The sequence below is a fragment of the Fibrella aquatica genome (genome assembly GCF_041321135.1).
Classification (GTDB): Bacteria; Bacteroidota; Bacteroidia; order Cytophagales; family Spirosomataceae; genus Fibrella; species Fibrella aquatica.
This window is the reverse complement of record NZ_JBGGWF010000005.1, coordinates 156739-183552: the sequence shown is the minus strand read 5'-3', so window position 1 is coordinate 183552 and position 26814 is coordinate 156739. Positions and strand designations below refer to the sequence as shown.

Here is a 26814-nt window from a genome sequence, read left to right as displayed (position 1 = left end):
CCCCTCTCCCAATGTGGGAGAGGGGCTGGGGGTGAGGGAATACCCCCCACCCCTACTTCACCTGTACCCGGCTGCCTGTCGAGTGCGCTGTAAATTCGGGGGCGTAGAAGCACTGTACGGTGGCGAGGCCTGAACCGAAATCGCCGGTATGCACCACGCGCAAGGCATACTCAAATACGTGAGTGCCGGTGGGCAGGTACTCGATGAAAAAGTCGGTGCTGGCGTCGCGGGGGGCTTCGTAGAAGACAAGGCCGTTCTGGTATTTGGTTGCCGATAGTGCCGAAACCGGTTCGAAACCCGAAGCGCGACCATCTTTCAGGTGTACATATTCCATGTCGCGGTCGGCCTTCATCACCACCTTTACTTTCAACAGATCACCCGGTTTCAGCACCGTTTGGGGCGTAATGGCCTCCAGCACCGGGCCCGCATCGGTATTGCGCTGGCGGAACAGCGTTTTGGTCAGCGTCAGGTTGTTACCGTTGCCCGCAATGGCATCCAGCGGCTCGAAATGCTGCCAATACGTTGCCCCCCAACTTGGACCCGTTTTTGCCGATTTGCTCACGGTGACAACGCCCATTGCCGGGGTTACTTCGGCAGAGGCAAACGTCACTTTCTGGTAGCCGGTGAGGGCTTCCGTTTTGGTGGCGCGGGGGGCAATGTCTTTTCCGCCAACCAGCACTGTAGTGGTTGCTTTAGTATCCAGCCAGTCAGATCCGCGTAACAATAGCGCGTAGATGGCCTCGGTCGTTGCTTTGGTCGACGACCACGATTGGGTCCGTTTCTGCTGCACCAGCCACTGCCGCATTTTATCGATAAACGGCTCTGAACCCACCAGCTTACTGTATTGAGGCTTGGTGCGTAACCAGGCGAAGCAATCTAACTGACCCGCTACCGGTTTTGTCCGATCAGGTACGTTTTCGCGGCAGGCTTCGTCGTAGGCCTCGATAAGGTATGCCTGCGTTTCAATCGGGGCCTGATACCAGTAGGTTCCGCTCGCGTTTTCGGGCCAGTACATACCCAATTCATCCGACACCTTACTGCGCTCGGTCAACGATTGCAGAATGGCGTGGGCTTCAGTCACCTTCTTGAAACGGAACAGCGTAGTGGCCGTCAGCGCCTGCCCCTGCAACGAACCACGCTGCCAGCCGGTGATCAGCACAGGCAGCAGGTACGTTTGCACCGCCTGATCGACGGGCTTTGTGGTGAGGTAAAAACTGCGGGCGTAGAGGTACTGAGCCGCACTATAGGGCAGCACCGGCGTTGTTTTATTCTGGGCAGCCCACTGTTTCGCCTTGTCGATCTGCCGAACGATTTCCGCATCGGCGTACCGAATAAGGCCTGTTTCCAGCGTTTTCACCTCCCTCTGTACGCCGGGATCGAACACAACACCCAGCTTGTTGAGGTGGCCCAACCCCGCCAGCACGTGCAATGTCATGCTCAGGCTGGGTTGCATGCCAGAAAACCAGGTCAGCGCCCCGCTCTCATCCTGCAACTGACTTAGTTTGGCAATGGCCCGACGTTGCTGATTGACGAGATTATTTTGATCGAAAAACTGACCGAGTTTAGCCGTGCGCTCTTCTTCCGATTTAGCATCATTCAGCCAGGGCGTGTTTTCGAGCGTTACGGCTTTCAGTTCTTCATTACGCGCCAACGGACTTTTCGGCGGCGACTGTTTCCACAAGTCTACCACTTGCCGGAACTGCGGGCGGCTGTTCAGAATATGCGCACCGAGGCTGTTAGCGTACAGTTTGCTGAACAGTTGCTCAGCGCTTTCATAGCTGTATTCCATCAGGTAAGGCAGGCTTTGCAGCGAATACCAGGCGGGGTTGCTGGTCACCTCTACCGTGAGGCGTTCGGTGTTCAGGGGCTGTTCCGGCTTCCGGTCAGCAAGAGGCGTCAGGCGGAAAGTCCGGTCTTTGTCGCCGCCGTTAATCCAGAACGGCTGGGCATCGGTCACGAGCGTACGGTTGGGTAACACCGGCACCACACGTTCTTCACCATCGGTAAAGGCACCCGCCGTAGCCGTTACCCGGAAGGCTACCGGCGGCAGCCCCTGCGGAATAACCAGCGTCCAGGCAACAACGGTGCTTGTTTTTTCAATGGTGAATGATTGCCGTCCCGACAGCTCAGCCACTGAATTACCCGTTAACAAACTGCCCCGTTTAGCCAGCATTTTTTCGTTCAACGGTTCGCCGGTGAGGGCGTCAGTGAGTTGAAGCGTGGCTGTGCCTGTGAGGGCTTTACCACTTAGGTTATCGATACGGGCGGTGAGGCGAAGCGTGTCGTTTTCGCGCAGGAACCGGGGTACGTTGGTGGTAACCATCAACTCTTTCTGCGTCACGAGTTCGCGTTCGAGCGTGCCCGTCTGCATGGTTTTGGTGTGCGCGAAGGTCATCAGCCGCCAGCGGGTGAGGGCTTCGGGCATGGTGAAGGTCAGCACCACGCGACCTTGTTTGTCGGTAAGCAGTTGCGGGAAGAAAAACGCCGTTTCGTTGAAATTTTTCCGAATCAGCGGCGCTTCCACGGCAGGCTTCTCTTTTTCAGGTGCCTCCTCGTCCGGCTTCGCTTCTGGCAGCATCATTAGATCAGCCTCGGCTGCGACACCCGAAGCCGCCATTTTTGCCATTGGCGCTTCTGCACTAGACCGACCGCGTATGTTAACACCGGCAGCCTTTCCCTGTAACGAATAACCAACCGTCACCACTTCGTTCAGTGACCGGCTATCCTCAAGCATGGTAGCCGTTTGGGTACGCTTGTCATTCAGCACGATTTCGGTTGTGGTATAACCGATAAACGAGAAGATCAGAACCGGCTTAACCGTTTGTTTGGGAAGAGTCAGCTTAAACAAACCGTCTTTATCAGTGGTCGTTCCCAGCTTTGTCCCTTTAATGGTGATATTAACCCCCGGAACAGGCACCTCAAGGATATCCTGAAACACCCTCCCGGTGACTTTCAGCCCGTCCCGTTCAATATGAATTGTGGCCTCACTCGCTAGTTGGGAAATAAACCTGCCTGAATAGCTATAGTCGTACGGCCCCCAACCCAGTTTGGGAATAATCCGCTGTTGTTGGGCTGGGTAGCCAGGCGTGGGGGGCGTCCAGAATTGCTGGGTAACCTTGACGTCGAAAGCCGGGCTTTGCCAGTAACTTGAACTGATGTTATTGGTGGCATAAAACGAATCGGAACCGGGCCAGTCGAGGCGGGCGAAGGCATCGAGCGAGGCGTCGTAGAGTGTCGCTACCATTTCAGCCAACACTTTGTCCTGCTTCGGACCACTGATGCGTAATGTCCACTGCTCTCCCTGACCGGGTTTGAGCTTGTCGCGGAAAGTCTCGGTTTCGATGGTCAGTTCTTTATTGGTAAAGGGCACCTTCACCGTTTCTGTCTGACTCAGGAAACGGCCATTCTGCACCAGCGCGAAATGCACGGCGAAGTTGCCCCGGTGCCGTTCCAGCACAGGCAAGGCCACGCGCAGGGGTTGGCCCGTTACGGTCAGCCACTCTTCGCGGACGATCTTCCCTTTTTCTTCCACCGCCATCAAAATCCGGTCGGGTCGGGTAGCCGAGGCGGTCGACGTACCTACCCAGAATACGGCTTCTTCGCCGGGTTGGGCAGACGCCTTTTGCACCTGAACGAACGTACCCCGCGTGGATTCGCCTGACTTGATAGGTGCCGTTGGCTGCTGCGGATCGATCACTTCGAACAGCACCGTTTGCGTCACCGATTGCCCCGACGAATCGGTAGCCGTGATGTCGGCGGCGTACATACCCGATGCCAGTCCCGCCAGACTCACCGACTTGGGCGAGGTAGAACGTACCTGAGTTTTGGCCCAGGTAGTCGGGTTGGCTTCGTCGGCGTAGAGATCGAGCGGGAATTTAGCGATGTACTCGTCGCGGGTCATTAGGGTACGGTCGGTCCGTTCCCAGAGGCGGCTGCGCAAACCCGTGCGCGGAGGGATCAGCCGCGAAATAGCCACCGTGCCGGATTTGATGCCCACGGCGTTGCCACTGGCGTTGACCAGCCGAACGGCATACGGTTTTTTCTCCGTCGTCAGCACCGGACTGGGCAGCACCAACTCTGCCGTCAGGGCCGTGTAGCCGATGCGCAACGTCTGTGTAGCCGACCGCGTTTCGCCCGACCGGTCGGTCACGTCGATGGTAATCGTGTATGTGAACTGTGGCTTTTCAACTGCCGCAATGCTCAGATCGGGTTGCGCCACGAAAGAGAAGCTTACTACCCCGTCGGCATCGGTGGTAGCGGTGCCGTTGGCAATTTCCTGCTCGTTAGCCGGACGCACAGGCCGCCACCAATTCCAGCCCCAATAGGGTTGGTAGTAGGTCCGACTGACGCGGTAGCTCACCGTTGCCCCGTCGACTACAGCCCCGGCCAGAGTTTTGGCGGTTGCTTTCACCGGCACCGTCTGCCCCACCACTACCGCCTCTTTCAACGGCTCGGCCACTACCGCAAACGTAGGCCGTTTGTACTCTTCGACCCGAATAGGGGCCTGCCCGTCGTCGGTACCGATAATCATCTGGCCCGTCAGCCGACCAATGGGGGCCGTGAACGTACCTGAGGCCGTACCAAACTCGTTGGTTTTTACCTCCACTTTGGCCACTTCATCGCCGTTCACATCGTTCAGCCGAACCGTAATGGATTTATTCGGCACCACGGCAAAATCGTTATCTTTCCCCGTGTATTGCAGCACTTTCCAGTACACCGTCTGACCGGGGCGGTAAATGGCCCGATCGGTAAACACAACGGCCCGGCTTGTTTCGCGTGGCGCATCAGGGTTCTGACGGTAGCGGTAGTTATAGCCGATGTCAGTATCCAGTACGTCATTATCGTGCAACAGGCGCAGGAAATACGACCGGTCGTTGGAAAACAGATCGAGCGGGACGGTTACCTTACCCTGTGCGTTGGTGGTGTAGGTGTTCGTCAGCCGGGCGATCTGCCGCTGCTCAGTCAGGGCGAATAACTGCACCTGTACGTTGGCCAACGGTTGACCCGTCATACGGTCGGTCACGTAGAGCGTTTTGGGGCCACCTTCGTACTGAAAATTCCCACCCGCCACCACGTACCCCAGGCTCGACACGGCGAACGTACCAATACCGACAACCTCGGCCGTTGCATCGCTCGGCTTGTCCCATTTCCCTTCGTTCGACACCAGCAGCACGTAATGCCCCCGCGGCAAACCAGTGACAGGCACCTCTACGCTATGACTGTGCAGGTCACCATCATCGGGCAGGATAAGCTGTTCCTGAGCCACAACCAGGTGATTCTGAATAGCTGCAAACCACTTATCCCGTTTCGGATCGCTTTGGTAATCATTGAATTGACTCAGTGTGCGTGCTTCGTCGGCCGTAATTCGCAGAATTTTGTAGAACAGCGTTTTCGTATTTTGAAACGTCACCCGCGCCCGGAACGGCTTACCCGGTTCGTTGGCTTCTTCGACGGTTACGCCCAACATGGGCCGAAGCAGGTTGTCGAGCAGGGGGCGGGCCGTTTGGGCGGGAATGGTGTTGGGGAACCGGGCAATCAGGTCGCGGGCCATATCGGCGGCCTGCTTGCGGTCCCAGCGGTGGGCACTGTCGGCCGGAACGTTCACACCGTCGTCGCCACCGAGGTAGCGCCCGCGTGGCATAGGGCGTACCTGACCACCACCGGCCAGGTGCTGCACCAGCGCCAGCGCGTATTCAGCCTCGGCGTTCTTGTTTTTGTAGGTCGCTATCTGCCGCGTCAGCGTTTGCCGATACAGCTCATCTTCGTTTGGTAAGGTACCTACGCGCCTCACCAGTGCCAGCCGCTCAATGTCATTGACCACATACGCCAGCGGCTCAGTAGCGTTCTTCCGATGAAAAGCCAGCAACTGCTGATACAGCCGCAACGCCTGATACGTACCTGACAGCGGGTCGGTATTAGGCATCGACAACGCCACAAACGTTTCGGGGCTAGCCAGAAACGCGGGATCATTTACGTTAAACGCCTGAATGGGCTTGATGGCGTCGGCTTCGGAATCGGCAAAGAAATCGATAGCCCGATGAGCCAGCACATCGAACAGCGTAGGCCGCAGAACCTGTCCGGCTTCGTTGCCCTTGCTCACCACCTGATCAAACGCGCCGACGGGCGTTTGTTGCAACCGAGGAGCCTCCTGCACCGAGGCGGTATACAGCTCGCTCACTGTTTTGTAGAGGCGGCGACCGTCCCAGGTGCGGGGGTCAATATCGTTGGCCGTAGTCCCCGGCGAAACGGATTCGGCGGTGGCGGTTCGGTTATAAAATTTGTAGCGGTTTTGCTGGAAATACTGCCAGTACACCTCGGCCAGCACCGATTGCAGCACCGACCGCGTTGGCCCGGTAGTTGAATCGACATCGGCCCGCAGCGCCCGGATCATGGTCAGGTACGTTTCTTCATCTTTGGCCGCATTGGTGCGAAATACGACCCGCCGCATCGCCGCTTTCAGCAGTTGCGGGTCGTTGCCCGTCCGTTTGGCTTCGGCATACAGTTGGTCGGCAATAACAAGGGCCGACTGCGGTAACCCGCGCGCCATCAGCGAATCGGCCGATTTCCAGCGGGCGACGTAATCTGTCATAAGAGGAGGAACGCTTTTCTTAGCTGACTGCGCCCACATAAGCAGAGGCAACAGCAGTAACGAGAGAGTATAACGAGCAATGGTGGGAATACGCATAGTGAACTGGTTTATACACATCAGACAACAAACGTCCGCCATCGTTTAGCCAGGTACGTTGTGATGTTGATGACAAGAGTACGGAATTTACCAAAGGGTTGCACCTCCCCCCCCCAACCCCTCTCAGTAGGAGAAGGGTTGGGGGGGGGAGGTAAAGCAGATTACAACACAGTTAGAAAATAAGCCCGGTAAAATCATTTTCGGCCTACTAACGTTATAGAGATAAGCCTGCTACATGCGCTCACCAGTCCGGTAGTGTGGTTTATCACCATGAAGAACAACACATTGCGTCATTCGCTGATGGGCTTGTTGCTCATTGTTACGCTAGCCAGTTGCGGCCCTTCATACGTGGGTGTTCGTACCGGCCCTGCCTACGGTTATTACAGCCCACGCCCTTTTTATGGGTATCGACGGGCACCCGTTTATGTGGCCCCACCTCGGGTCTATTACAGTCGCCCGCGTTATTACCGCAGCCCAAACTACAGTTACCGCTACAGCAACCCCCGCGTATACAATCGCGGTCGGCGACGGTAATAGTTTACCTGGTTTTCAACTATCAAAAAAGCCCCGACCATTGGTTCGGGGCTTTTTTGGGTTTGACGCGTGTTGATTGCTGACGCAGGCATATTGCTGACGCGTGTAGAGACGCAAAATTTTGCGTCTCTACGGTAACCGGATGGTTTTTAGTTGGATTACCCTCTACAGGGCTGATAATGACAGTTGTTGCTATGACAAACATAGGACGAGCCTAAAATCTTGCAGCTCTACGCGTGCATCCCCCCAGCGCGGGTTGTAAATTTGGATAGTTTATCCGTCTGCTTACGGTCTTTTACACCCCACCACCTCCCAAACTTTCCTTTTCTGGTCATGATTCGTTCCAATGCCGGGCGCTTTGGCTGAAGAAAGGATTCGACTTCATTGACGCTGGCAACTCGTTTACTGGTAAAGACGCCATAATGACGCCGTGCTGGATGGCTATCCGGTTAGCAAAGGACACACGCTGATCATGCCTAGAAAGCACGTTGCCAACTTCTTCGAGTTGCCGCTAGCCGAGCAAAATGAACGTTGGCAGGTGGTCAATAAGGTGCAAGAGTGGTTGCAGGTACGTTATGCGCCAGACGGCTTCACGGTCGGCCTGAATATCGGTGCGGCGGCGGGTCAAAAATTCGCTCACGCCAGCATCCACATCATTCCGCGATACACCGGCGACGTACCCAACCCCAGCGGCGGGGTCAGGAATGTGGTAAAACGGTAGTTCTGGCGAATGCCCAGCACGGTGGCGCACAGGAAGCATTCGTAGTAATTAGCGAAGAGTTTACCCTGCGCAAATTTCTCTTCCTCCGTCCCCGACAAGGTGTCGAACGCTCGTTTGCGGGCGAGCCTGTCGATCATATCGTGGTAACGGTTGGGGTAATGCGGGGTCCTCTTTTCGAAGCGGTTGAGGCGGGTTTATATTAAGGAGGGGTAGGCGGTTAATAGGTAAGTTGCTTATCCTTGAGTGGGTGGCTGCTGTAGTCAAATGTGGTTAACAGCTACGCCGAATTTGGATAACGGCCCAACTGAGCTAAGAGCTGCCTTAAAATGAGACGATCAGGCTCGTTGAATCGAAACAGCTTCACGCTTGCCCGACCAATTCTGGTTTTAGCCACGATCTCACCATCCACAGATTGGAAGTGGTCGTGCCAAATGTCGAAGCGGGGATTAAACAGCGCCACCACATCCTGGTAATTATCCAGGAAGGTTGTCATGTCGGAGCCTTTGTTTTGATTGCAATGCGGGCAAGCCAACGCCAGACTAGCTAATTCGTTTCCGCCACCGTGTTTAAGCGGTACGGCATGATCAATCTCGAAAGCCAAAAACGAATCGTTCTGATGTAGGCGGCAATACTCACATTGATTATCGGCCCGTTGAATTACCTGCTTTCGGATCTTTGCCGGAATGGGTTGCCTCATGCCTGCAATACCAATCGGGCGCGAGCCTTAGCCAGGTTAATAAATAAGTCAAGGGCTAAGAAACGCTCTAATTCCGATGCGTCTTCCGCTGATAGTTGTCCGTCTTTTTTAAGTCCTACTAGCTCTTCAACCCGTGCCGACATCGCCGGCGATGCAGACATGGCAATGATGCGCTCTGGTGCTGCCTGTGCCAGATTAGTAGCAATATCTCCGAATGCTTCAGCTACGCTCATGTGCTTTCTGTTATACATATCGCGTTCAGTCCACGCTTTATTTTTAGTTAACGGGGAGTCATTGGCCTATTGTTTGTTCTCTGCGTATCTGCTTTGATCTGGGATAACGATCCTGTACCTTTCTGCGTTACTATACCGAAGCGTAGTCAACTGAATGAGTTATGAAAACAATGGCTTTTTTACTCGTCTTTTCGGCATCGTTGCTGATTGGCGAGGCCCCGGCAGCCTCCCTGTCTAGCCCCACTACGGTGAAGGCCGAATCTATTTTCAAGCGCAAAAAGAAAGGGTATCGCCCCAAAAAAGGCTTCATGTGGGGCCTCTTCAAGAAGAAAGGCTGCGGCTGCCCTAAGTTTTAATTGATAGTACGCGGATTAAAGGGATTTAAAAGGATTTGCGCAGATTTTTGGATTCAAACGGATTTTGAGCTGGAGCAGAGCTAATTCATTTTAATCCAAAAAGCCGTGTTGATCGTTTTAAATCCCTTTGATCCGCGTACCCATAAAAAATCCGCGTGTCTATAATCTTACCGGATGCGGTTCGACTCGCGGACTAGCTTCTCGTCGCGGCGAATAAAGCGGTTCGCCAGCGCGTTGAGAACAAGTCCAACGACGATAGCCCAGAAACCCGTGAGAAAAGAGCCCTGATCGACGGGATTACCATACGCTTTACCGTTGATTAATACGTTATAGAGTATAACGCCCATCGAAGCGGTTAATAAAATAGCATTGGCGGCACAAAGGCCCATTTGCAGCAACCGTTTCTTGTACTGAAAAATGGCAAACAGCGAAATAAGAGCCACAATGACCAATAGGCCTCCCAAATGCCAAAGTGGCGTCGTGAACGTGGTTACTCCCTGTTCGTACGTATATTGAAGGGGCGTTAGCTCGGCCTCTTCACCGGGGTTCATACCCGACTTTTCCCAGATGGGGTTCGCCAGGGCGACACCCATCGACGCTGAAATGAGGAATAGAAAAAGACTTTGAATGCGTTGAATCATTTTTTTTCGAGAAATTGTAGTCTATTTAACGTTTAATAAACAGGCCGTGGGAAACACTGCCGCTCTTTAACTACTTATACAGGTTAGTCATGTCGGTAGCTAATGGCGAAATTAGCCGAAAAGCCTGAATGTTTTGATGAATACGCAAGTGGTGCTAACAGCCGATGGGTCACATTCGGTATTCAACGCGGAGGTAGGGCAACACTACCACTCCATCTATGGCGCCGTTCAGGAGTCAGACCGCGTGTTTATTGAATTAGGATTGCTCTACACCTTCGATCGGGTGGAAGGGCCAATCCGTGTGTTTGAAATGGGGTTTGGTACAGGTCTAAACGCGTTGATGACCATTCGCGAAGCGAAACGGTACCATCGCGTAATCGACTATGTAGGCGTTGAAGCGTATCCCATTCCGGCGGAAGAAGCTCGGTTGTTGAACTACGACCAGGAATTGCACACGTTTTGGCTTCCCGATCTGCACGAAACACCCTGGGGTGAACCCGTGCCGATTGTGCCCGAATTAACCCTCACCAAATTCCATACCCGTTTACAAGACCTGCCCCCCGTAGGTACGTTCGATCTGGTGTATTACGACGCCTTTGCTCCCGAAGGTCAACCCGAACTGTGGACACTGGAAGCCTTCCAGAAAGTAGCCACGCTACTTCGGCCCGGTGGTGCGCTCACCACCTACTGCTCAAAGTCGGCCGTGCAGCGTAACCTCCGCGAAGCTGGTTTCGAAGTTGAAAAACACGTAGGCCCGGCACGGAAACGTGAAGTGTTGAGGGCGGTGAAAATTTAGTTTGTAGTTTGTTGTGAGTGGTTTGTGGTTGCGCTGCTGAGGGCAAGAAGATAACTCAGCAGCGCAACCACAAACCACTCACAACAAACTACAAACGTTCAGTTACCAACCTCCCCACGGCTTCCAGCCCCTGCACGTCGACGTCGCTGAAATCGTTGAGCTGATCGCTGTCGACGTCGAGCACCATGATGACTTCGCCCGCCTGATTGACGATTGGCACCACTACTTCTGATTTCGAGGCTGAGCTACAGGCGATATGACCCGGAAAAGCCTCTACGTCGGGCACCAGTATGGTTTCGCGCCGGGTGTAGGCTGCCCCACAAACGCCCTTATCAAACGCAATGCGCGTGCAGGCAATTGGTCCCTGAAACGGGCCAAGTACCAACTGATCTTCCTTTTTGAGGTAAAAACCCACCCAGAAAAAGCCAAAGGCTTCGCGCAGGGCGGCGGCTACGTTAGCCAGATTAGCTACCAGATCGGTTTCGCCCGAAATAAGTGCTTCTATCTGTGGAATCAGACTATCATATATAGCCTGCCGGTTCTCTGTTTGCGGAATATGAAGTGTCTCTGCCATACGGGCAAAAGTAAGGGGATTTTGGATTGAGGATGTCGGCTATCGGATTGTTGCTTACGCCTGGGTTTGCTCTAGCGTAAGCAATAATCCGATATCCGACGTCCCTAATCCAAAATTCCTTCCGCTAAAACCACCAACAACCAAATTACATACCGATTGTTTGAAAATAAGTTGCATATTCTATGTAAAGTTGATAGATTAACGGTTCGTAACTAAATAAAGCCTATAGGCTAACTTTTGTACTAACCTGAACATGTCTGTACTTTTCCGTATAGCCCGGCTGGCCGTTGTCTGTCTGGTAATGCTGACCAGTCCACTGGCAGCGCAATCCATCACGCTTACCCCCGATCAGGCCCACGACGATCTGCTTTATTTACGGCGGCAACTACGAACCTACCACCCTGGTCTGGGTCATTACACGCCCAATGCACAGATGGAGCAGTTGTTTGATTCGCTCTACAACCGCGTATCAAGTCCAATCGATTACCTGGCCTTCTTTCACCACCTCAGTCCATACCTCAACGGGCTGAAAGATGGGCACACGAACCTAAATCACCGGCATGGGTTTATTGATCGCAACACGCGCTATGTACCTTTTTACGTCAGGCAGGTCGATCATGATTACTTTATCAGCCACAATGCCTCAGCCGATACCTCGTTAGGGCGGGGAACACGCTTACTGGCAGTTGGAGGCCAGTCTATCGCCGATGTTCACCGCACGCTGATGGATGGTGACCGGTCAGGTTCTGACGGCGACAATTCGACGGGGCGACATAACTGGAGCCTGATGCAGTTTGCCGATTACTACGCCGCCTGGTATGGCTCCATCGATTCGGTCACCATTCAGTACCAACGCGCCCGCCCCGATGGCTCGCTCGATTCAACCATTCGGCAAACGCGCGTGGCAGGTATTGTGTCCGGTCTATTCAAACAAACGTTGCTGGAGCGCTACAAAGCCGATTTTGGCCGAAACTCCGAGTTTCGCCAACCCAACCTCAGTCTTCGCCTCGTCGATTCATTATCGAATACGGCAGTGCTTCGGGTGTCGTCGTTCAACAATCCAAAGACCTTCGACCCATTTCAGTGGGCGTTTAAAAAACGGCTGAAAAGGGCATTTCAACACATTAAGAAAACAGGCGTGGAGAACCTGGTGGTCGATTTACAGGATAATGGCGGCGGGGCAGTCATCAACTCGGCGCGGCTGTTGCAATTCTGGATGCGCAAACCGTTCACGATCATGGAGAGCGAGCACATCAAACCGGCGGCTCGTGATGTACTCGTCAACCGCTGGAATCCCTTATCGATGCTCGATTTCAACCTGCGCTACCGCCCCGACGGGCAAGGCGGGTTTGCCAGCCGGGCTGCATTGACCCGCCATTATAAGCCGTTCCGGCGCTTGGCATTTCGGGGGAATCTATACCTGCTCATGAACGGTTCGTCGTTTTCGGCGGCGACGTCGGTACTGGCCAAAACGCTTGATGCCGGGCAGGGGACGTTTGTAGGCGAAGCATGTGGTGGTGCGTATTGGGGCGACTTTGCCGGTCAGTTCAAGTATGTCACGTTGCCCCATTCGCGGATTCAGGTACGTATTCCACTGAAAAAACTGACTCACGCTGTGGCTGAAGCCCATGCCAACGGCTTTACGATCGAGCCCGATTTCACGGCGCAACGTACCCACGAAGACCTGATGACAAACCGTAACGTGGCCCTCCGCCAAACCTTGATCCTCATTCGTCAACAGGTAACGGCTATTCGTACGGCTGACCGTCAGGACCAATTGTAGCTCGATCAGGCAATCTTCAGTTTGGGGACTACTCCTGATTGCAAATAATATTCAATAAGTTGAATCGCTTAATAAATAGTTACTAATGCTTAGATAAGACCAAGCTGCATTTTACGTATTTTGAACGGTGAAAAACTTACAAATGCGTGTCTTCTACCTGCTTATCCTCTTTCCGTTGTCTCTTTTGGGTCAACCAAAAGGCTGGCAGGAACTGACTATATCCGAAGGGTTGTCGCAAGGCATGATTTTCGGGTTGAAGCAGGATCAGAAGGGGTTCATCTGGGTTGCTACGAAAGATGGCCTTAACCGGTACGATGGCCATACATTCACCGTGTTTTCTCACGACCCCTACAACCGGTTCAGCCTGTCGGATAATAGCTGTTCCAGCCTATTTATCGATAGTCGCCAACGGCTTTGGGTGGGCACGGTAGATGGTGGACTCAATCTTTTTGACGACAAAACGCAGCGTTTTTACCACATTGATGTTAGCGATCAGTTGGCACCGGGCGCCGGTAATTACGAAATCTGGTTAGTGACCGAAGACCCTCAGGGAAACATCTGGGTGGGCACCGATAAAAACAAGGTTTTCAGAGTTCAACTACCCATCTCATTACAAACCCAGTTTCCAACGAAGGCTAACGTCACCGATCAGGTAAGAATCACACCGGTGGCCTATCCGGAAATACGGTTGAAAGACAAAAACCTGCCCAGCCAAATCAGCTTTCACCCCAATGGTGTTGCTTACCTGGGTACGTCCAGCGGTATTTATTCCTTTAACTGGCAGAAACCCGCTACCGCTACCCGCTATTCGCTGTTCACGAACGAGCTAGTCGATATACATTCCGTTTATGAAGACCCGCACCTGGGCTATTGGTTTGCAACGAACAGCGGGCAAATTGTAGGCAGCTATCAGGGTCTGAAAAAGACAATTACCTTACCCAGGAAAGATTACTTCGGGGTGCAGCTAAAACCGATCGACGCGAAAACGGTAGCCGTGGCGACTTCTGACCTGCTCTGGATTATGTCGCCCGCCGAACTGTTTCGGCAAGACAGCCTGACGGTTCGTAACGCGGCGGTGCAATTGCCACCCAATGTGTATTCGATCACCAACCTGCTAAAAGATAAAACCGGCAATATCTGGGTGGGTACAAGCGGTTACGGTCTTCGCAAATTCAACCCCAGCATTAAGCAGTTTCGTCACGACTTACCCAACACGTCGCTTGCCAGCCTGTATGTTGATCGCCAAGGCCGTATCTATGCCCGTTACCAATATGCGTACGGGCTATTCGACAAAGCCACCAACCGGCTTGTTCCCTTCCTGAACGATAAGCTACCCGCCGCCGACAAACGACAGCGCCACCTGATTCAGTCGCGCCGGGGAAATTTCTGGGTATCGAACGTTAATTTTCAGACGCATGACCAGTATCTGATCAATTTCTCGCCCGAATGGCAACTGGTGAAAAAATACCCGTTGCCGGCCAATACGGCTTTTGGTTTCTACGGCAATCAAACCCACGAAGACAGCGACGGCACGCTCTGGATTGGTGCTACCAATGGCCAACTACTCCGGTTCGATCCTGACAAGGAGATATTCACTGTCTTTAGCTACCAGGTGCTGCTACCGAGCAGTGGGGCCGAGATTGAAACCTACGCGCTTTATCAGGATGGGCAGGGTACGCTCTGGATTGGCACACAGAAAGGGTTGGTCCGGGTAGATAATCGAAAAACAACGCCCACGTTTTCGATCTATAAAAACTCGGAAAGCGACCGACTGAGCCTCAGTAATGACTTTGTATTGAGTATCATCGACGACCCGCACCAACCTGACCGGTATCTCTGGCTGGCGACAAAAGGCGGCGGACTGGAACGGCTGGATAAAAAAACGGGCCTATTTACACACGTCACCGAAGCGCAGGGGCTACCCAATAAGGTAGTGTACGGCATACTGGTCGATGAGTTTAAGAAGCTATGGCTGAGCACAAACCGGGGACTGGCCCAGTTTGACCCTAAAACCTTTGCATTCAGAAACTTCACCAAAGCAGACGGGCTACAGGATGATGAGTTCAACACGAGTTCATTCAGCAAGTCGGCATCGGGCGAGTTGCTGTTTGGCGGGGTCAATGGCCTGACAACCTTTCGCGCTTCCAACGTATCGGGCCGGGCAGTCAGCGCACCGCTTGTGAGTATTGTTGGCCTCAAAGTCAACAACAAGGCGGTGACGGCTGGCGACGAAACTGGTATTCTGGCACAAACCATCGACTATACCGATCAGCTGGAACTGACCCACAGCCAAAACCTGCTGACCATTGAATTTGCGGTGATGGATTTTACCAATTCGGCCAAAAATCGCTTTCGGTTTCGGATGGAGGGAATTGACAACGACTGGGTAGAGGCGGGCACTAATCGATTTGCCAACTACGCGCAACTGCCCGACGGTCGCTACACGTTTCAGGTGATGGGTTCGGCCGATGGGCAGACCTGGAGCGAGCCTGTGAACCTCCGCATCCGCATTTACCCGCCCCTGTACCGAAGCTGGTGGGCTTACGTGCTTTATGGCTCGATCCTGAGTTTTTTGGGCTGGCAGTTCTATCGATTTAAAACGCAGCGGTTACTGCTTCAGCAACGGTTGCTGTTCGAGCAGCAGGAAGCTAACCGGCTGGCTGAATTAGATACGCTGAAAACGCGGTTCTTCACGACCATTTCGCATGAATTTCGCACGCCATTAACCCTGATTTTAGGCCCTCTGTCGGACTTAAGACATCGTTTTCGGCTCGAACCAACGGTGACGCTGACCGAACCGACGCTCGATTTGATGGAACGGAACAGTAACCGGCTGCTGAGCCTGATCAATCAATTGCTGGACCTCAGCAAGCTGGAAGCTGGTCAACTGAAAGCCGAACCCGAACGGGGCGATATGGCGGCTTTTTTCCGAACATTGGCCAGTTCGTTTGACTTGCTAGCTGAAAACAGCCGTATTCGGTTCACGTTTACCCAAACCACGCCGGAATACTGGACTGATTTTGACCGCGACAAGATCGAAAAAATCGTCACCAACCTGCTGGCCAACGCCTTCAAATTCACCCCGGCCGACAATGACGTACGGATGACGGTAACGTACCCACCGGCGGAAAAGCCAGGTACGTTGCAACTCACGGTAGAAGACAGTGGCATAGGCATCGACGCCGAAAACCTGACGTACATCTTCGAGCGTTTTTACCAGGTCGACGGGCAGTTGAACCGCCTGCACGAAGGCACAGGCATTGGTCTGGCGCTGGTCAATGAGTTGGTCAATGTGCTGGGGGGCACCATCAGCGTAGTCAGTACTAAAGGAGTGGGTTCGCGCTTTACCGTACAGCTACCCGTGATGCCATCGGTGACTGAACCAACAGCAGAACCAATAGCCGACTGGCAAACCAACACAACTGCGGCTGATCCGTTTTTGAGCGATTATTCAGCAGCGGCGACACAACTACCCACGTCAAATACGGCTACAGACGACCGTCTGCTCATTATTGACGACAACGCCGATATCCGGGCTTATGTACGACATATTTTCGCCGATGATTACCAGATTATGGAAGCCGAAGACGGGCAGGAAGGCCTCGACATGGCCACAGCAACCTTGCCAAGCCTGGTTATTTGCGACCTGATGATGCCCCGGCTCGATGGGTTCGCCTTTTGCCGACTCCTGAAAACGCAGGAAGCCACCAGTCATATTCCGGTGGTGATGCTGACGGCCAAAACAACAGTCGAAGATCGTATTCAGGGCCTGGAACTGGGCGCCGACGATTACCTGACCAAACCCTTCAATCAGGCCGAGATTCAGGCGCGGGTTCGAAACCTGATTCAGCAACGGCAGTCGCTCTACCAGTGGTTTACTACCCACCTGCCCGTCCCGCCCGACACCACCCTTGTTCCGCCCGCGCCACTCACGGCCGAGCAGCGGTTCATCGATCGGCTGACGGGCATTGTGGTGCAGCACCTCGACGACACCAGTTTCTCGGTTGAAGCGCTGGCTGAAGCGGCTAACCTGAGCCGGATGCAGCTTCACCGCAAAATCAAAGCCCTGACCAACGCTGGCGCAACAAGTTTTATCCGAACCATTCGCCTGACCAAAGCCGCTGAACTACTGCTTGAGGGTGATCATAGCGTAACGCAGGTAGCCTACGCCGTTGGGTTCGATAACCTGTCCTACTTCGCCAAGGTTTTTCAGGAACAATACGGCGTGTTACCGTCTCAATACGGCAAGGCTTTCTCATAAAAGTTTTTAGTGAAAAATTGCTTCGCGAGTCGTGCCCTTCGACTCGCGAAGCAATTTTTATTGCTAATACTTGTGAAAAATCCCTGCTCAATTTGGTGCTTACCGAACCCTTTTTCAGGCTGAAAAGTAACTATTTAGCCTGAGAAGGCCGATTTCTTTCCTTTTTTCAGGTCATGTTACAAAAGTGGTAACGAATGTGACGTGGGTGTTAGCGGATGCTTTCGGGCAGAGGCTACTTGCTGGTGTAATTCATAGCAAACACCACTTTTTCCTGACAAAACGATGAAACGCATTCTCCTCTATCTGCTGGCAGTTCCTCTGTTTCTAAGCTGCACCAAGACCGACACGTCCAGCCAGCCCGATCAGTTTTATGGCCCAACACTACAAATGGGGACTGGCACTGCCAGAACCTGGCTAAAGGTAGATACGCAGGGTAATCCTACATCGATCGGTTTTACCATGACCAAGGAAGCGCTGGCCAGTATGCCGTCGATTAAAACGGTTACGGCCTTTATGCTAGCCCTTCCCGATGAGGCGACCGCTAAAACGCCTTTCAAACACGTGATGATCGATTGGAATCCGCAGGGCCACGAACCAGCAGGGATCTACGACGTACCCCACTTCGACTTCCACTTCTACATGCAGCCTATGAACGAAGTGATGGCGATTCCACCCTACGAGCAGGCTCCGGCCAAATTCGACAACGTACCTGCCGCGGTGTACCTGCCGGTCGATTTTGCCAAGGGGCCAGGCGGCGTACCGGGCATGGGCGCGCACTGGTCAGACGTGACGAGTCCTGAGTTTAAAGGTCAAGCCTTTACCGAAACCTTTGTCTTTGGCTCGTACGACGGAAAGGTGACGTTCTGGGAGCAGATGGTAACGCTCAGCTACCTCAAAACGAACCCAAAGCTGGACAAAGCCATTCGGCAACCCGCTCAGTTTCAGACGCCCGGCTATTACCCCACTCGCTACAGCATCACGACCAACGCCGATGGTAGTCAGGACATTGCTATGGATGGCTTGACCAAGCGGTAACCTTTTCCACTTCATCAACTTCTTTTCCCACCCCTCCTGTGTCGCTATCAGGAGGGGGGCGGGAAAACCATGCCCATGACTGCTTATGAAAACGAGTAACTATGTCAAAGCGGCCTGGCTTGCCCTGGCCATTGTACTGGCCTTCGTTGCAGGCTGGGAACTGTACTGGAGAAGCCAGAACCTGCAACTGTCGTATAACGACGACGAAAGCCTTTGGGCCAGTAAACGAAAGCAGGTGTACGAGAGCAGCCCCAAAAGGCCGGTGCTGGTTGGCTCGTCGCGTATCAAATTCGATCTGGACCAACGTACCTGGACGCGCATCACCGGCGAAAAACCCATTCAACTATCCATCGACGGGACCTCGCCCCGCCCCGTTCTGACCGACCTGGGCAATGATCCGAAGTTCAAAGGCATTGTCATTGTTGACGTAACGGAGATGCTGTTTTTCACCCCAGACGGGTCGTTTCCGGAAAAAGAAGCCATCAAACGGGTAACGGCATATCCTACCTGGTCGCTCTCGCAACAGATTAGCTTCCAGATCAACCGGGTGCTTGAATCGAACCTGCTGTTTCTCGATGAGCTGAATCTGTCGCTGAACCCGTTGCTGAATCTGCTGCCTATTCCGGCCCGGCCCGGCGTTTGGGGTGGCCCGCAGTTCCCGCGCGAGTTCTACGTCATTGATCAGGACCGCCAATCCATCATGACGGCTGCTTTTGTGACCGACATCGGCATGCAGAATAAGGTAAAAGGCGTGTGGCTCGACGTAGGGGCGCACAGCCCGCCCGATGCCATCAAAGGCCCTCCGCTGCTGGCCGTTCTGGAAGCCACCAGACGATCGGTTGACCAGATTCGGGCGCGGGGCGGACAGGTGCTGTTCATCCGCACGCCCTCGGAAGGTACCATGCGGGAAGCCGAAAAGAAGCTCTACCCCCGCGCCGAGTATTGGGATCGTTTACTGGCCTATACCAACACGCCGGGTATTTATTTCGAAGACTACCCGGCCCTAAATCACTTCTACTGCCCGGAATGGTCACACCTGACTCCCGAAGGAGCTATCACATTCACCGAAGACCTGATTCCGATTATTGCCCAAAAGATGAACTGGCCACTTGCTGAGCCGTTAACTGCCACTGCCGAACAGCCAACCCTGTCTAACCGCTAATGCTACGCACTCATGGTCTTTAACTCCTATACGTTTGTCGTCTTTTTTGCGATCATACTGGGGCTGCACAATCTACCTATTTCCTGGAAGGCGAAAAAAGTAAATTTACTGCTGGCCAGTTACCTCTTCTACGCGCTCTGGAACCCACCCTTTATTTTGCTCCTGTGGCTGTCGACGGTTGTTGACTTCTACATGGCCCGCCTTATCGCCTCCGAACAGCAGGCCCTTCGCCGGAAACTCCTGCTCACGGTTAGTCTGGTGCTGAACCTCGGCATGCTGAGCTATTTCAAGTACGGCGGCTTTCTGCTCGAAAACTTCACGGCTCTTTTATCGGCTATCGGTATCGTGTTTCAGGCGGCAAAACCCGACATCATTCTGCCGGTAGGTATCTCGTTCTACACCTTTGTCACGCTCTCGTACACGCTGGATGTGTACCGGCGCAAGTTTGCCCCCGAGCCTTCGTTACTGAATTTTGCGCTGTTCGTCACGTTTTTTCCGCACCTCGTGGCCGGGCCTATCGTTCGTCCTGAAGACCTGATGCCGCAGTTCAAAACGCCGCAACGGGCTACATCACGGCAGTTGAGCTGGGGCCTGTTCCTGCTGTCGCTGGGGTTATTCATGAAAGTAACAGTAGCTGATGGCTTGCTGGCCAACACGGCCGACCTGATTTTTTCGCTGCCTTTTCCAGTACAAATGCTCGATGCATGGATGGGAGTACTGGCGTTTTCGGCCCAGATCTTTTGCGATTTTGCCGGGTACTCAACCTGTGCCATTGGCGTATCACTCTGCCTCGGTTTTGTTTTGCCCGACAATTTCCGGTACCCCTACGCGGCCATCGGCTTTCAGGATTTCTGGCGGCGCTGGCATATTACGCTGTCTACCTGGCTGCGCGACTACCTCTATATTCCGCTGGGAGGCAATCGCTTTGGCACGCTACGTACCTACGTTAACCTGATGATTACCATGCTGATAGGTGGACTATGGCATGGTGCCTCGTGGACATTCGTCATCTGGGGAGCCTTACACGGACTTTTCCTCTGCGCCGAGCGATTGATTCGTCAGGCGCTGGCCAATCGGCAAACGCTGGTAGCCGAACACGTGGGTAACGAGCCGATTATCAGTCAGGCGTCGCTAGTGCCTCCGGTGCGTTTGTCAAGCCCCATTGCTCAGTTTGGACTGGCTTTGCTGACGCTATTTCTGGTGAACATCACCTGGGTTTTCTTCCGGGCACCTACGTTTGGGGGGGCTATGTTGCTGCTGATGGGGATGTTTGGCAGATTTCCTGAGGGGGCTGCCATGCTGACGAACACGGCCATTGTTACGGTAAGTGTTGTCACCGTTGTGCTGATTTCCTGCCACTGGCTGATGCGGAACAGCTCGCTGGTCGATCAGGTGAAACGGTTGCCGTGGTGGGGCCTCAGCCTAGGCTGGGCGGCTATGCTCATTCTGGTTGTGCTGACGCAGAAAGGCAGTAGCTCATTCATCTATTTCCAGTTCTGACCTTGCCTGTTACCAGGAGTTTTTTGACAGGATTTATAGGATGAACAGGATTTCTTGCTTGCTCTAGTTAAAAAATAAAATCCTGTTCATCCTATAAATCCTGTCAAAAAACCTCCTCTAAATAAACCCCTCGTCTTGCTCCTGAATTTAGACAACAATCGATAGATTTACTGTGCTGTTGTATATTGCGCTTCGCTTTATTCAATGCAATGAAAAAACAGGTCTGTCTGTTTCTGCTCCTTAGCAGTCTGTCGCTCTGCGGCTGGGCGCAACCCGCGCCAAATGCCACCGCCGCCATTCAATTCATCAAGCTGGGAAATACCCTTCGCGAAGTGGACAAACCCCAACAAGCTATCGATCTGTTAATGAGAGCCTTGCCGGCTATTCAGAATAAAGATTTGTACTGGGAGGCGGTTGCCTACGAAAATTTAGGCCTGGCTTATGCCGATCAGGAAAAAACGACCGAGGCTATTCGGTATTATCAGAAAGCCCAGCTGATCTACAAAGTTCTGAAGTACTCGGCCAGCGAATTGGCGATGAATGAACTCATCGACGGTGTAACGGGCAAGAAGGAATACGCAGGTATCGATATTGGTTCGTCGGGCATCAAATTGGCTATTTTCAGCACTAAACTCGAAGACGGTTTCTACACCAAATCGATCCGGTCGAAACCTGATTCGCCCAATGTAACTTTGATTTCAGGTACGCCTCAATCGTTTGACGCTGGTCGGGCGGTGTTGCGCGCTTATGTCGATTCAATCCGTCGGCACAACATTCCGGGTGAGCGCATTTACGTGGCCTTCAGTAGCGGCATCAACGATGGCTTGGGCAAACAGCCGGGCCTTCGTCGCAAACTGTACGATCTGCTTACGGCCGAGCTACCCAAAGGCGTTCTGTGCGATACGATGCTAACGGCCGCCCGTGAAGCTGAGCTCTATACGGTTGGTGCCATTCCCCGCAAAATGTGGACGTCGACCTCCTGCATGGATATTGGTAGTGGTAACACGAAAGGCGGATTTTACGACGAAAACCGCCGATTCCACGCCGTCAGTTTCCCGGTCGGCACCAAATCGTTGCCAACGCTGATCGACAATGGCCGGTCGTTATCGATCGAGCAATACCGGCAGGAGGCGCAGCGGGTGATCAAGGCCATTGCCGATTCTACGCTAAACACAGCTGTCAACACCGAACTGACCGGACTACAGCAACGCCGGACGGTTGGCTTTGGCGGCGGTATTGCCTGGGCGCTGGTAACGTACCTACACCCCGAAAAAGCGGGCCTGACGGCTATTCCCCTCACAGCTTCCGACGTAGAAAAATTCAAGCGTCTGGCCCTGACCAACTACCAGGCCCTGCTTCACCCTGATCTGACCGACTTGACCGACAAGAAAATTCGTAGCAAAGCGGAAAAAGACCTGGTCAATGCCCAAAGTCAGTTCAACGAGAAACAGATCATTGCTGGGGCACTTTGGCTGGAAGCCATTGTTCGGGCCTACGATAATACCGACGTACCCAAACGCCTGGTGTTCATCCGCGACTCAGACATTGGCTGGGTAACGGGCAAATTCCTCGAAGATGTAAACCGCACCTACGAACGACCCATCGCGAGCGAGGCGAAGTAGGGTGTATTCGGAGTAGTACTACTCCGAATACACATCTCCTGCACATTTGGGATCAGCATCTATGCCGTTGCTGGTACTCCAGCTTGTTCTCTCAATTTTTCTGTTGGTCGGAATCGCTCGCCATATTGATCAGCCAATCGGTCGCAGGTGGCGACGAACGTACCTACGCCAACGAAATCGACGAAGGAAAGCGCACCGCCCGTGTAAGCCGGGAAGCCCCAGGCCAGAATAGAGCCAAGATCACCGTCGAGCTTGGTACGTACCACGTTTTCCTCGAAGCAACGTACGGCTTCGATCGCCTGCCGATAGAGCAGGCGCGTTTTTACTTCCTCCAGGCCCGGTTGCTGATCAGCCACGGGGAACAGCTCGGCCAGGCCAGTCCAAAGGTGTTTAGGCGCTTCCTGAGGGTATTCGTAGAAACCGGCTTTGGCTTTCTTCCCGATCCTACCTAACTCGTTCATTTTTTGCACCATCAGGTACGTTGGTTCGTCGGCGCGCATAACCCCTGCCTTCACCGATTCGGTCATGACTTTCAGGCTCAGATCCAGCGCCACTTCGTCGTGAACAGCCAATGGGCCAACGGGCATACCGGCGGCTTTTCCGGCGTTTTCGATCAGTATGGGGTTTACGCCATCACGTAGAAGTTCCATGCCTTCCGACGTGTAGGTGCTAAAGCAACGCGACGTGTAGAAACCCCGGCTGTCGTTGACTACGATCGGTGTTTTCCTAATCTTCCGGGTGTAATCCATCGCCACAGCCAGCGCATAATCGGAGGTTTGCTTGCCCACAATGATCTCAACCAGCATCATCTTGTCGACGGGCGAGAAGAAGTGGATGCCGATGAAATTCGCCGGATTTGCTGAGGCTTCGGCCAGATCTGTAATGGGTAAGGTCGATGTGTTCGAGCCGAAAACGCCGTTGGGTGTCAGCATCGGTTCGGCTTCTTTCGTAACAACAGCCTTCAACTCCTGCTTCTCAAAAACGGCTTCGATAATCAGATCACAACCCTGCAAATCGGCCACGTCGGCCGTGGTTTTTATCCGGTTCAGAGTCGTGTCGACCGTCGTTGGATCAACCTTACCGCGTTCAACGCCTTTTTTGAGCAGATTCCGCGTATAATCTTTGCCCTTCTCGGCTCCTTCCACAGATACGTCTTTCAGCACCACCTCGATACCCGCTACTGCCGATACGTAGGCAATACCCGCGCCCATCATTCCCGCACCAAGAATACCTACTTTCTTTACCTCGGTTTTTGGCTGGTCCTTGGGTCGACTGGCACCTTTGTTGGCTTCGTTCATACCCAGGAACATCGTCCCGATCAGGTTTTTGGCCACTTTTGAGGTCGCTACTTTCACGAAGTACCGCGCCTCGATCATCAGCGCCCGGTCGATGTTTACCTGTAAGCCTTCGTAGACGCACGACATAATGGCCAACGGGGCGGGGTAGTTGCCTTTGGTTTTTTCCATCAACATGGCCGTACCCGCCGCAAACGTCTGTGCCCCAACCGGACTCTGCACGTTACCACCCGGCACCTTGAAGGCATCGCGCGCCACGATTTTGCCCGTCTTTTTATCGATCTGATCCCAGGGTTTAATTGGGTTCGGATTGGCCAGAATCCAGGTACGTGCCTTATCCATTAGCGTCGTAGGCGTTTCGGCTATATCGTCAATCAGGCCATTCTTCAGGGCGTCAGGTACGTTCAGCTTTTTCCCTTCCACCAACAGGGGCAACGCGGCCTGCATCCCGATCATGCGCGGTAGGCGTTGTGTACCGCCACCACCCGGCAAGAGGCCAATCGTTACCTCGACCAGACCGATGACCGTTTTAGCGTTGCTGAGCGCAATGCGGTGATGGCAAGCCAGACAAATTTCATAGCCACCACCCAGCGCCGTGCCGTTGATCGCCGCTACGATTGGCTTACCGTTCGTTTCCATCCGCCTGAAAATCCGGTTCAGTTCTACCGATACCTTCAGCATTTCGGCGGGCGGCTGATCGTTATTCCGAAGAATCATTTTCAGATCGGCTCCGGCCACAAATTCAGGTTTATCCGACGTTATGATGATGCCTTTCACCGTCTCGTCGGCGTAGGCTTTATTGAGCGCTTCCTCGAACTGAGGGATCGATTCGTCGTTGAGCACGTTCATCGGGCTGCTCGTCATGTTCCAGCGGATGACAGCAACGTTTTGCTCTACGGTGTAGTTAATCATGGCTTTTTAGTTTTCATTTCATTTGCCTTCGGCGTCATTACGCTGCGCTGTCATTAGGTAGTCATTACACTGCGCTGTCATTAATTGTCATTTGCCTACGGCGTCATTAATAGCCATTGTGCCGGTAGGGCTATTTAATAACAATCAATGACAACGAAGCATAATGACGCCAAAGGCAAATGACATTTTAATTAATTCGTTCAAAAATGGTGGCGATGCCCATACCGCCGCCGATGCAAAGGGTCGACAGGCCGAACTGCTTGCCAGTACGCTCCAGTTCATCGAGCAGCGTTGCCGAGATAATGGCTCCGGTAGCCCCTAGCGGATGACCCAACGCAATAGCCCCGCCGCTGATGTTGATCTGACTGTGATCAACGCCAAATTCGTCCATAAACAGCATTGGAACGGCTGCGAAAGCCTCGTTTACCTCAAACAGGTCAATATCCTTGATGCTCATACCCGCTTTCTTCAACACCTTGTGCGTAGCCGGCACAGGCCCCGTGAGCATAATCGTGGGTTCAGAACCAACAATGGCGAAAGCCACAATGCGGGCGCGGGGCTTCAGGCCAGCCGCTTGCCCAAACGCTTCGCTACCCACCAGCACACCCGCCGCCCCATCGACAATCTGCGACGAGTTACCCGCGTGGTGCACGTGATTAATCTGCGTCAGGTCGGCATATTTCAGGAGCGCCAGTGCGTCGAGGCCCATTTGCCCCATCATCTCAAACGCCGGTTTTAGTTTGCTCAGGCTTTCGGCGGTTGTGCCCGGACGTACCCCTTCGTCGCGATCCAGCACCGTTACACCGATATCATCTTTGTAAGGCACCAGCGTTTTGTGAAACCGGTTCTCGCGTTGGGCCACTTCGGCGCGCCGGTACGATTCAGCCGCGAACGCGTCTACATCGCTCCGTGAATAGCCCTGGCGAGTGGCGATCAAATCGGCCGAAATGCCCTGCGGGACGATGTTATGCTGCGCTACAATCTGCGGATTCATGAAGATAGCGCCTCCGTCAGACCCCATCGGCACCCGCGACATCGATTCAACGCCGCCGGCAATCACCGCATCGACCTGCCCCGACATCACGTAAGCCGCCGCCTGATTGATCGCTTCAAGCCCCGACGAGCAGAAGCGGTTCAGCTGTACACCCGCCACCGACTCGGCATAACCCGCTTCCAGCACGGCGGTTCGTGCAATGTCAGCACCCTGTTCTCCCATCGGGGTCACGCAGCCCATGATCACATCATCGACCAGGCGGGTATCCAGGTTATTTCGGTCACGGATATTGCGCAATACGCTGGTCAGTAAAGAAATAGGTTGAATATCGTGCAGGGATCCGACGCTTTTGCCGCGCCCGCGTGGCGTTCTGACGGCGTCGTAGATGAAGGCGTTGGCCATAAATAGGTTTTGTGTTTCATGTTTAGAGTTTGATGTTGCTTCGCGTTTAGAGTTATCCTCAACCCGAAACATCAAACAAGAAATTAGTATGCATGCATACGGCTTTACAAATGTAGCTTAGGTAAGAATAAGTTAGCTAATACGTAGGAAAAAGGTATTCCACGACTTGCCAGAACTCTACCTATACCAACCAAAATGTGTGTATTCTTAGCGTCCATTGCTTATATTTGATTATGGCATTGTACATCGAACAGCGAATCGAACAATTGGAGGCTAATGCAGTAGAAGATGGTAAACTACTGGAAACTGTAGCCAAGGGTCTGGCAACCTTAACTATACAGGTTCAGAAAAATCATGAACAGGCGCAACGTAACCATGAACAAGCGCAACAGAACCACGAATACACAAATAAGCGCATCGATAAAATCGAAGCGGACGTGGCTATCCTGAAGGCAGACGTAGCTGAACTGAAGTCAGATGTAGCTGAACTGAAGTCCGATATGAAAGAGATGAAAGTAAGCATGTCGCTAGTACTTAAGATTCTGACGGAGAAGCTGTAATAAACTTTTTTCATGTGATTGACTTCCAGCAGTTAACAAATTAGCTTTCGT

General features: G+C 53.3%; 20 protein-coding genes. 12 read left to right on the top strand and 8 right to left on the bottom strand.

From position 1 onward, the window contains the following. Positions 1-52 precede the first annotated feature (52 nt). On the bottom strand, positions 53-6589 hold the full coding sequence (locus ACAW87_RS14260) for an alpha-2-macroglobulin family protein (protein ID WP_370724081.1): 6537 nt from the start codon (positions 6587-6589) through the stop codon (positions 53-55). Between the two features lie 366 nt (positions 6590-6955). Here ACAW87_RS14260 and ACAW87_RS14255 point away from each other — a divergent pair, with 366 nt between their 5' ends. The 3 genes from ACAW87_RS14255 to ACAW87_RS14245 all read left to right on the top strand — a co-directional run bounded on the left by ACAW87_RS14255 (position 6956) and on the right by ACAW87_RS14245 (position 7940). Next, entirely contained in the window at positions 6956-7219 is a 264-nt protein-coding gene (locus ACAW87_RS14255; protein WP_370724080.1) for a hypothetical protein, read from the top strand. 275 nt (positions 7220-7494) lie between these two features. Next, positions 7495-7689: a DUF4007 family protein gene (locus tag ACAW87_RS14250; protein ID WP_370724292.1), complete on the top strand. Its 195-nt coding sequence runs from the start codon at positions 7495-7497 to the stop codon at positions 7687-7689. A 2-nt stretch (positions 7690-7691) separates the two neighbouring features. Then, entirely contained in the window at positions 7692-7940 is a 249-nt protein-coding gene (locus ACAW87_RS14245) for an HIT family protein (RefSeq protein ID WP_370724079.1), read from the top strand. Here the strand turns inward: ACAW87_RS14245 and ACAW87_RS14240 are convergent. The 3 genes from ACAW87_RS14240 to ACAW87_RS14230 all read right to left on the bottom strand — a co-directional run bounded on the left by ACAW87_RS14240 (position 7856) and on the right by ACAW87_RS14230 (position 8870). Then, entirely contained in the window at positions 7856-8077 is a 222-nt protein-coding gene (locus tag ACAW87_RS14240; RefSeq protein WP_370724078.1) for a hypothetical protein, read from the bottom strand. The two genes, ACAW87_RS14245 and ACAW87_RS14240, sit on opposite strands and share 85 nt — an antisense overlap. Before the next feature lie 140 nt (positions 8078-8217). After that, positions 8218-8637: an HNH endonuclease gene (locus tag ACAW87_RS14235; protein WP_370724077.1), complete on the bottom strand. Its 420-nt coding sequence runs from the start codon at positions 8635-8637 to the stop codon at positions 8218-8220. Beyond that, the gene (locus ACAW87_RS14230; RefSeq protein ID WP_370724076.1) at positions 8634-8870 is read right to left on the bottom strand and encodes a hypothetical protein; all 237 of its coding nucleotides are present in this window, start codon (positions 8868-8870) and stop codon (positions 8634-8636) included. The genes ACAW87_RS14235 and ACAW87_RS14230 overlap by 4 nt, the downstream gene beginning before the upstream one ends. Positions 8871-9040: 170 nt before the next feature. Here ACAW87_RS14230 and ACAW87_RS14225 point away from each other — a divergent pair, with 170 nt between their 5' ends. After that, positions 9041-9226, top strand: coding sequence for a hypothetical protein (locus ACAW87_RS14225; RefSeq protein WP_370724075.1), 186 nt, complete (start codon positions 9041-9043; stop codon positions 9224-9226). 167 nt (positions 9227-9393) lie between these two features. On the opposite strand, the gene ACAW87_RS14220 is transcribed toward ACAW87_RS14225, so the two are convergent. Continuing rightward, positions 9394-9867 (bottom strand): DUF4293 domain-containing protein, encoded by a 474-nt coding sequence (locus ACAW87_RS14220; protein WP_370724074.1) that lies wholly within the window; start codon positions 9865-9867, stop codon positions 9394-9396. Between the two features lie 136 nt (positions 9868-10003). Here ACAW87_RS14220 and mnmC2 point away from each other — a divergent pair, with 136 nt between their 5' ends. Then, on the top strand, positions 10004-10663 hold the full coding sequence (gene mnmC2, locus ACAW87_RS14215) for a tRNA (5-methylaminomethyl-2-thiouridine)(34)-methyltransferase MnmC2 (protein ID WP_370724073.1): 660 nt from the start codon (positions 10004-10006) through the stop codon (positions 10661-10663). 88 nt (positions 10664-10751) lie between these two features. Here the strand turns inward: mnmC2 and msrC are convergent, their stop codons facing one another. Continuing rightward, on the bottom strand, positions 10752-11237 hold the full coding sequence (gene msrC / locus ACAW87_RS14210; RefSeq protein WP_370724072.1) for a free L-methionine (R)-S-oxide reductase MsrC: 486 nt from the start codon (positions 11235-11237) through the stop codon (positions 10752-10754). Between the two features lie 253 nt (positions 11238-11490). On the opposite strand from msrC, the gene ACAW87_RS14205 reads away from it, so the two are divergent. The 6 genes from ACAW87_RS14205 (at position 11491) to ACAW87_RS14180 (ending at position 22600) form a co-directional block, all read left to right on the top strand. After that, on the top strand, positions 11491-13020 hold the full coding sequence (locus ACAW87_RS14205) for a S41 family peptidase (RefSeq protein ID WP_370724071.1): 1530 nt from the start codon (positions 11491-11493) through the stop codon (positions 13018-13020). A gap of 127 nt (positions 13021-13147) precedes the next feature. Continuing rightward, positions 13148-17281 carry a hybrid sensor histidine kinase/response regulator transcription factor gene (locus ACAW87_RS14200; protein ID WP_370724070.1) on the top strand — a complete coding sequence of 1378 codons (4134 nt, stop codon included), beginning with the start codon at positions 13148-13150 and terminating at the stop codon, positions 17279-17281. A 282-nt stretch (positions 17282-17563) separates the two neighbouring features. Next, positions 17564-18316, top strand: a complete 753-nt coding sequence (locus ACAW87_RS14195) for a DUF5602 domain-containing protein (RefSeq protein WP_370724069.1) — start codon at positions 17564-17566, stop codon at positions 18314-18316. Between the two features lie 85 nt (positions 18317-18401). Continuing rightward, entirely contained in the window at positions 18402-19478 is a 1077-nt protein-coding gene (locus tag ACAW87_RS14190) for a hypothetical protein (RefSeq protein ID WP_370724068.1), read from the top strand. A 12-nt stretch (positions 19479-19490) separates the two neighbouring features. After that, entirely contained in the window at positions 19491-20978 is a 1488-nt protein-coding gene (locus ACAW87_RS14185) for an MBOAT family O-acyltransferase (protein ID WP_370724067.1), read from the top strand. Between the two features lie 209 nt (positions 20979-21187). Further along, a complete protein-coding gene (locus ACAW87_RS14180) occupies positions 21188-22600 on the top strand; it encodes a tetratricopeptide repeat protein (RefSeq protein WP_370724066.1) in 1413 nt (470 codons plus the stop codon). A 59-nt stretch (positions 22601-22659) separates the two neighbouring features. Here ACAW87_RS14180 and ACAW87_RS14175 read toward each other — a convergent pair whose 3' ends face one another. Together ACAW87_RS14175 and ACAW87_RS14170 are read right to left on the bottom strand one after the other, a co-directional pair. Further along, positions 22660-24807, bottom strand: a complete 2148-nt coding sequence (locus ACAW87_RS14175) for a 3-hydroxyacyl-CoA dehydrogenase NAD-binding domain-containing protein (RefSeq protein WP_370724065.1) — start codon at positions 24805-24807, stop codon at positions 22660-22662. Between the two features lie 187 nt (positions 24808-24994). Next, positions 24995-26203, bottom strand: a complete 1209-nt coding sequence (locus ACAW87_RS14170) for an acetyl-CoA C-acetyltransferase (protein ID WP_370724064.1) — start codon at positions 26201-26203, stop codon at positions 24995-24997. Between the two features lie 233 nt (positions 26204-26436). Between ACAW87_RS14170 and ACAW87_RS14165 the strand changes: the two genes are divergently transcribed. Next, complete coding sequence (locus tag ACAW87_RS14165) at positions 26437-26763, top strand: hypothetical protein (RefSeq protein ID WP_370724063.1); 327 nt, start codon at positions 26437-26439, stop codon at positions 26761-26763. The last annotated feature ends 51 nt before the right edge of the window (positions 26764-26814 follow it).

Bases quoted from the DNA above. Each gene is read 5' to 3' on its own strand.
- ACAW87_RS14230 (WP_370724076.1), bottom strand. From the start codon at position 8,870: ATGAGCGTAGCTGAAGCATTCGGAGATATTGCTACTAATCTGGCACAG.
- ACAW87_RS14195 (WP_370724069.1), top strand. From the start codon at position 17,564: ATGAAACGCATTCTCCTCTATCTGCTGGCAGTTCCTCTGTTTCTAAGC.
- ACAW87_RS14205 (WP_370724071.1), top strand. From the start codon at position 11,491: ATGTCTGTACTTTTCCGTATAGCCCGGCTGGCCGTTGTCTGTCTGGTA.
- ACAW87_RS14225 (WP_370724075.1), top strand. From the start codon at position 9,041: ATGGCTTTTTTACTCGTCTTTTCGGCATCGTTGCTGATTGGCGAGGCC.
- ACAW87_RS14235 (WP_370724077.1), bottom strand. From the start codon at position 8,637: ATGAGGCAACCCATTCCGGCAAAGATCCGAAAGCAGGTAATTCAACGG.
- ACAW87_RS14185 (WP_370724067.1), top strand. From the start codon at position 19,491: ATGGTCTTTAACTCCTATACGTTTGTCGTCTTTTTTGCGATCATACTG.
- ACAW87_RS14255 (WP_370724080.1), top strand. From the start codon at position 6,956: ATGAAGAACAACACATTGCGTCATTCGCTGATGGGCTTGTTGCTCATT.
- mnmC2 (WP_370724073.1), top strand. From the start codon at position 10,004: ATGAATACGCAAGTGGTGCTAACAGCCGATGGGTCACATTCGGTATTC.
- ACAW87_RS14240 (WP_370724078.1), bottom strand. From the start codon at position 8,077: ATGATCGACAGGCTCGCCCGCAAACGAGCGTTCGACACCTTGTCGGGG.
- ACAW87_RS14220 (WP_370724074.1), bottom strand. From the start codon at position 9,867: ATGATTCAACGCATTCAAAGTCTTTTTCTATTCCTCATTTCAGCGTCG.
- ACAW87_RS14175 (WP_370724065.1), bottom strand. From the start codon at position 24,807: ATGATTAACTACACCGTAGAGCAAAACGTTGCTGTCATCCGCTGGAAC.
- msrC (WP_370724072.1), bottom strand. From the start codon at position 11,237: ATGGCAGAGACACTTCATATTCCGCAAACAGAGAACCGGCAGGCTATA.
- ACAW87_RS14170 (WP_370724064.1), bottom strand. From the start codon at position 26,203: ATGGCCAACGCCTTCATCTACGACGCCGTCAGAACGCCACGCGGGCGC.
- ACAW87_RS14165 (WP_370724063.1), top strand. From the start codon at position 26,437: ATGGCATTGTACATCGAACAGCGAATCGAACAATTGGAGGCTAATGCA.
- ACAW87_RS14260 (WP_370724081.1), bottom strand. From the start codon at position 6,589: ATGACAGATTACGTCGCCCGCTGGAAATCGGCCGATTCGCTGATGGCG.
- ACAW87_RS14190 (WP_370724068.1), top strand. From the start codon at position 18,402: ATGAAAACGAGTAACTATGTCAAAGCGGCCTGGCTTGCCCTGGCCATT.
- ACAW87_RS14245 (WP_370724079.1), top strand. From the start codon at position 7,692: ATGCCTAGAAAGCACGTTGCCAACTTCTTCGAGTTGCCGCTAGCCGAG.
- ACAW87_RS14180 (WP_370724066.1), top strand. From the start codon at position 21,188: ATGAAAAAACAGGTCTGTCTGTTTCTGCTCCTTAGCAGTCTGTCGCTC.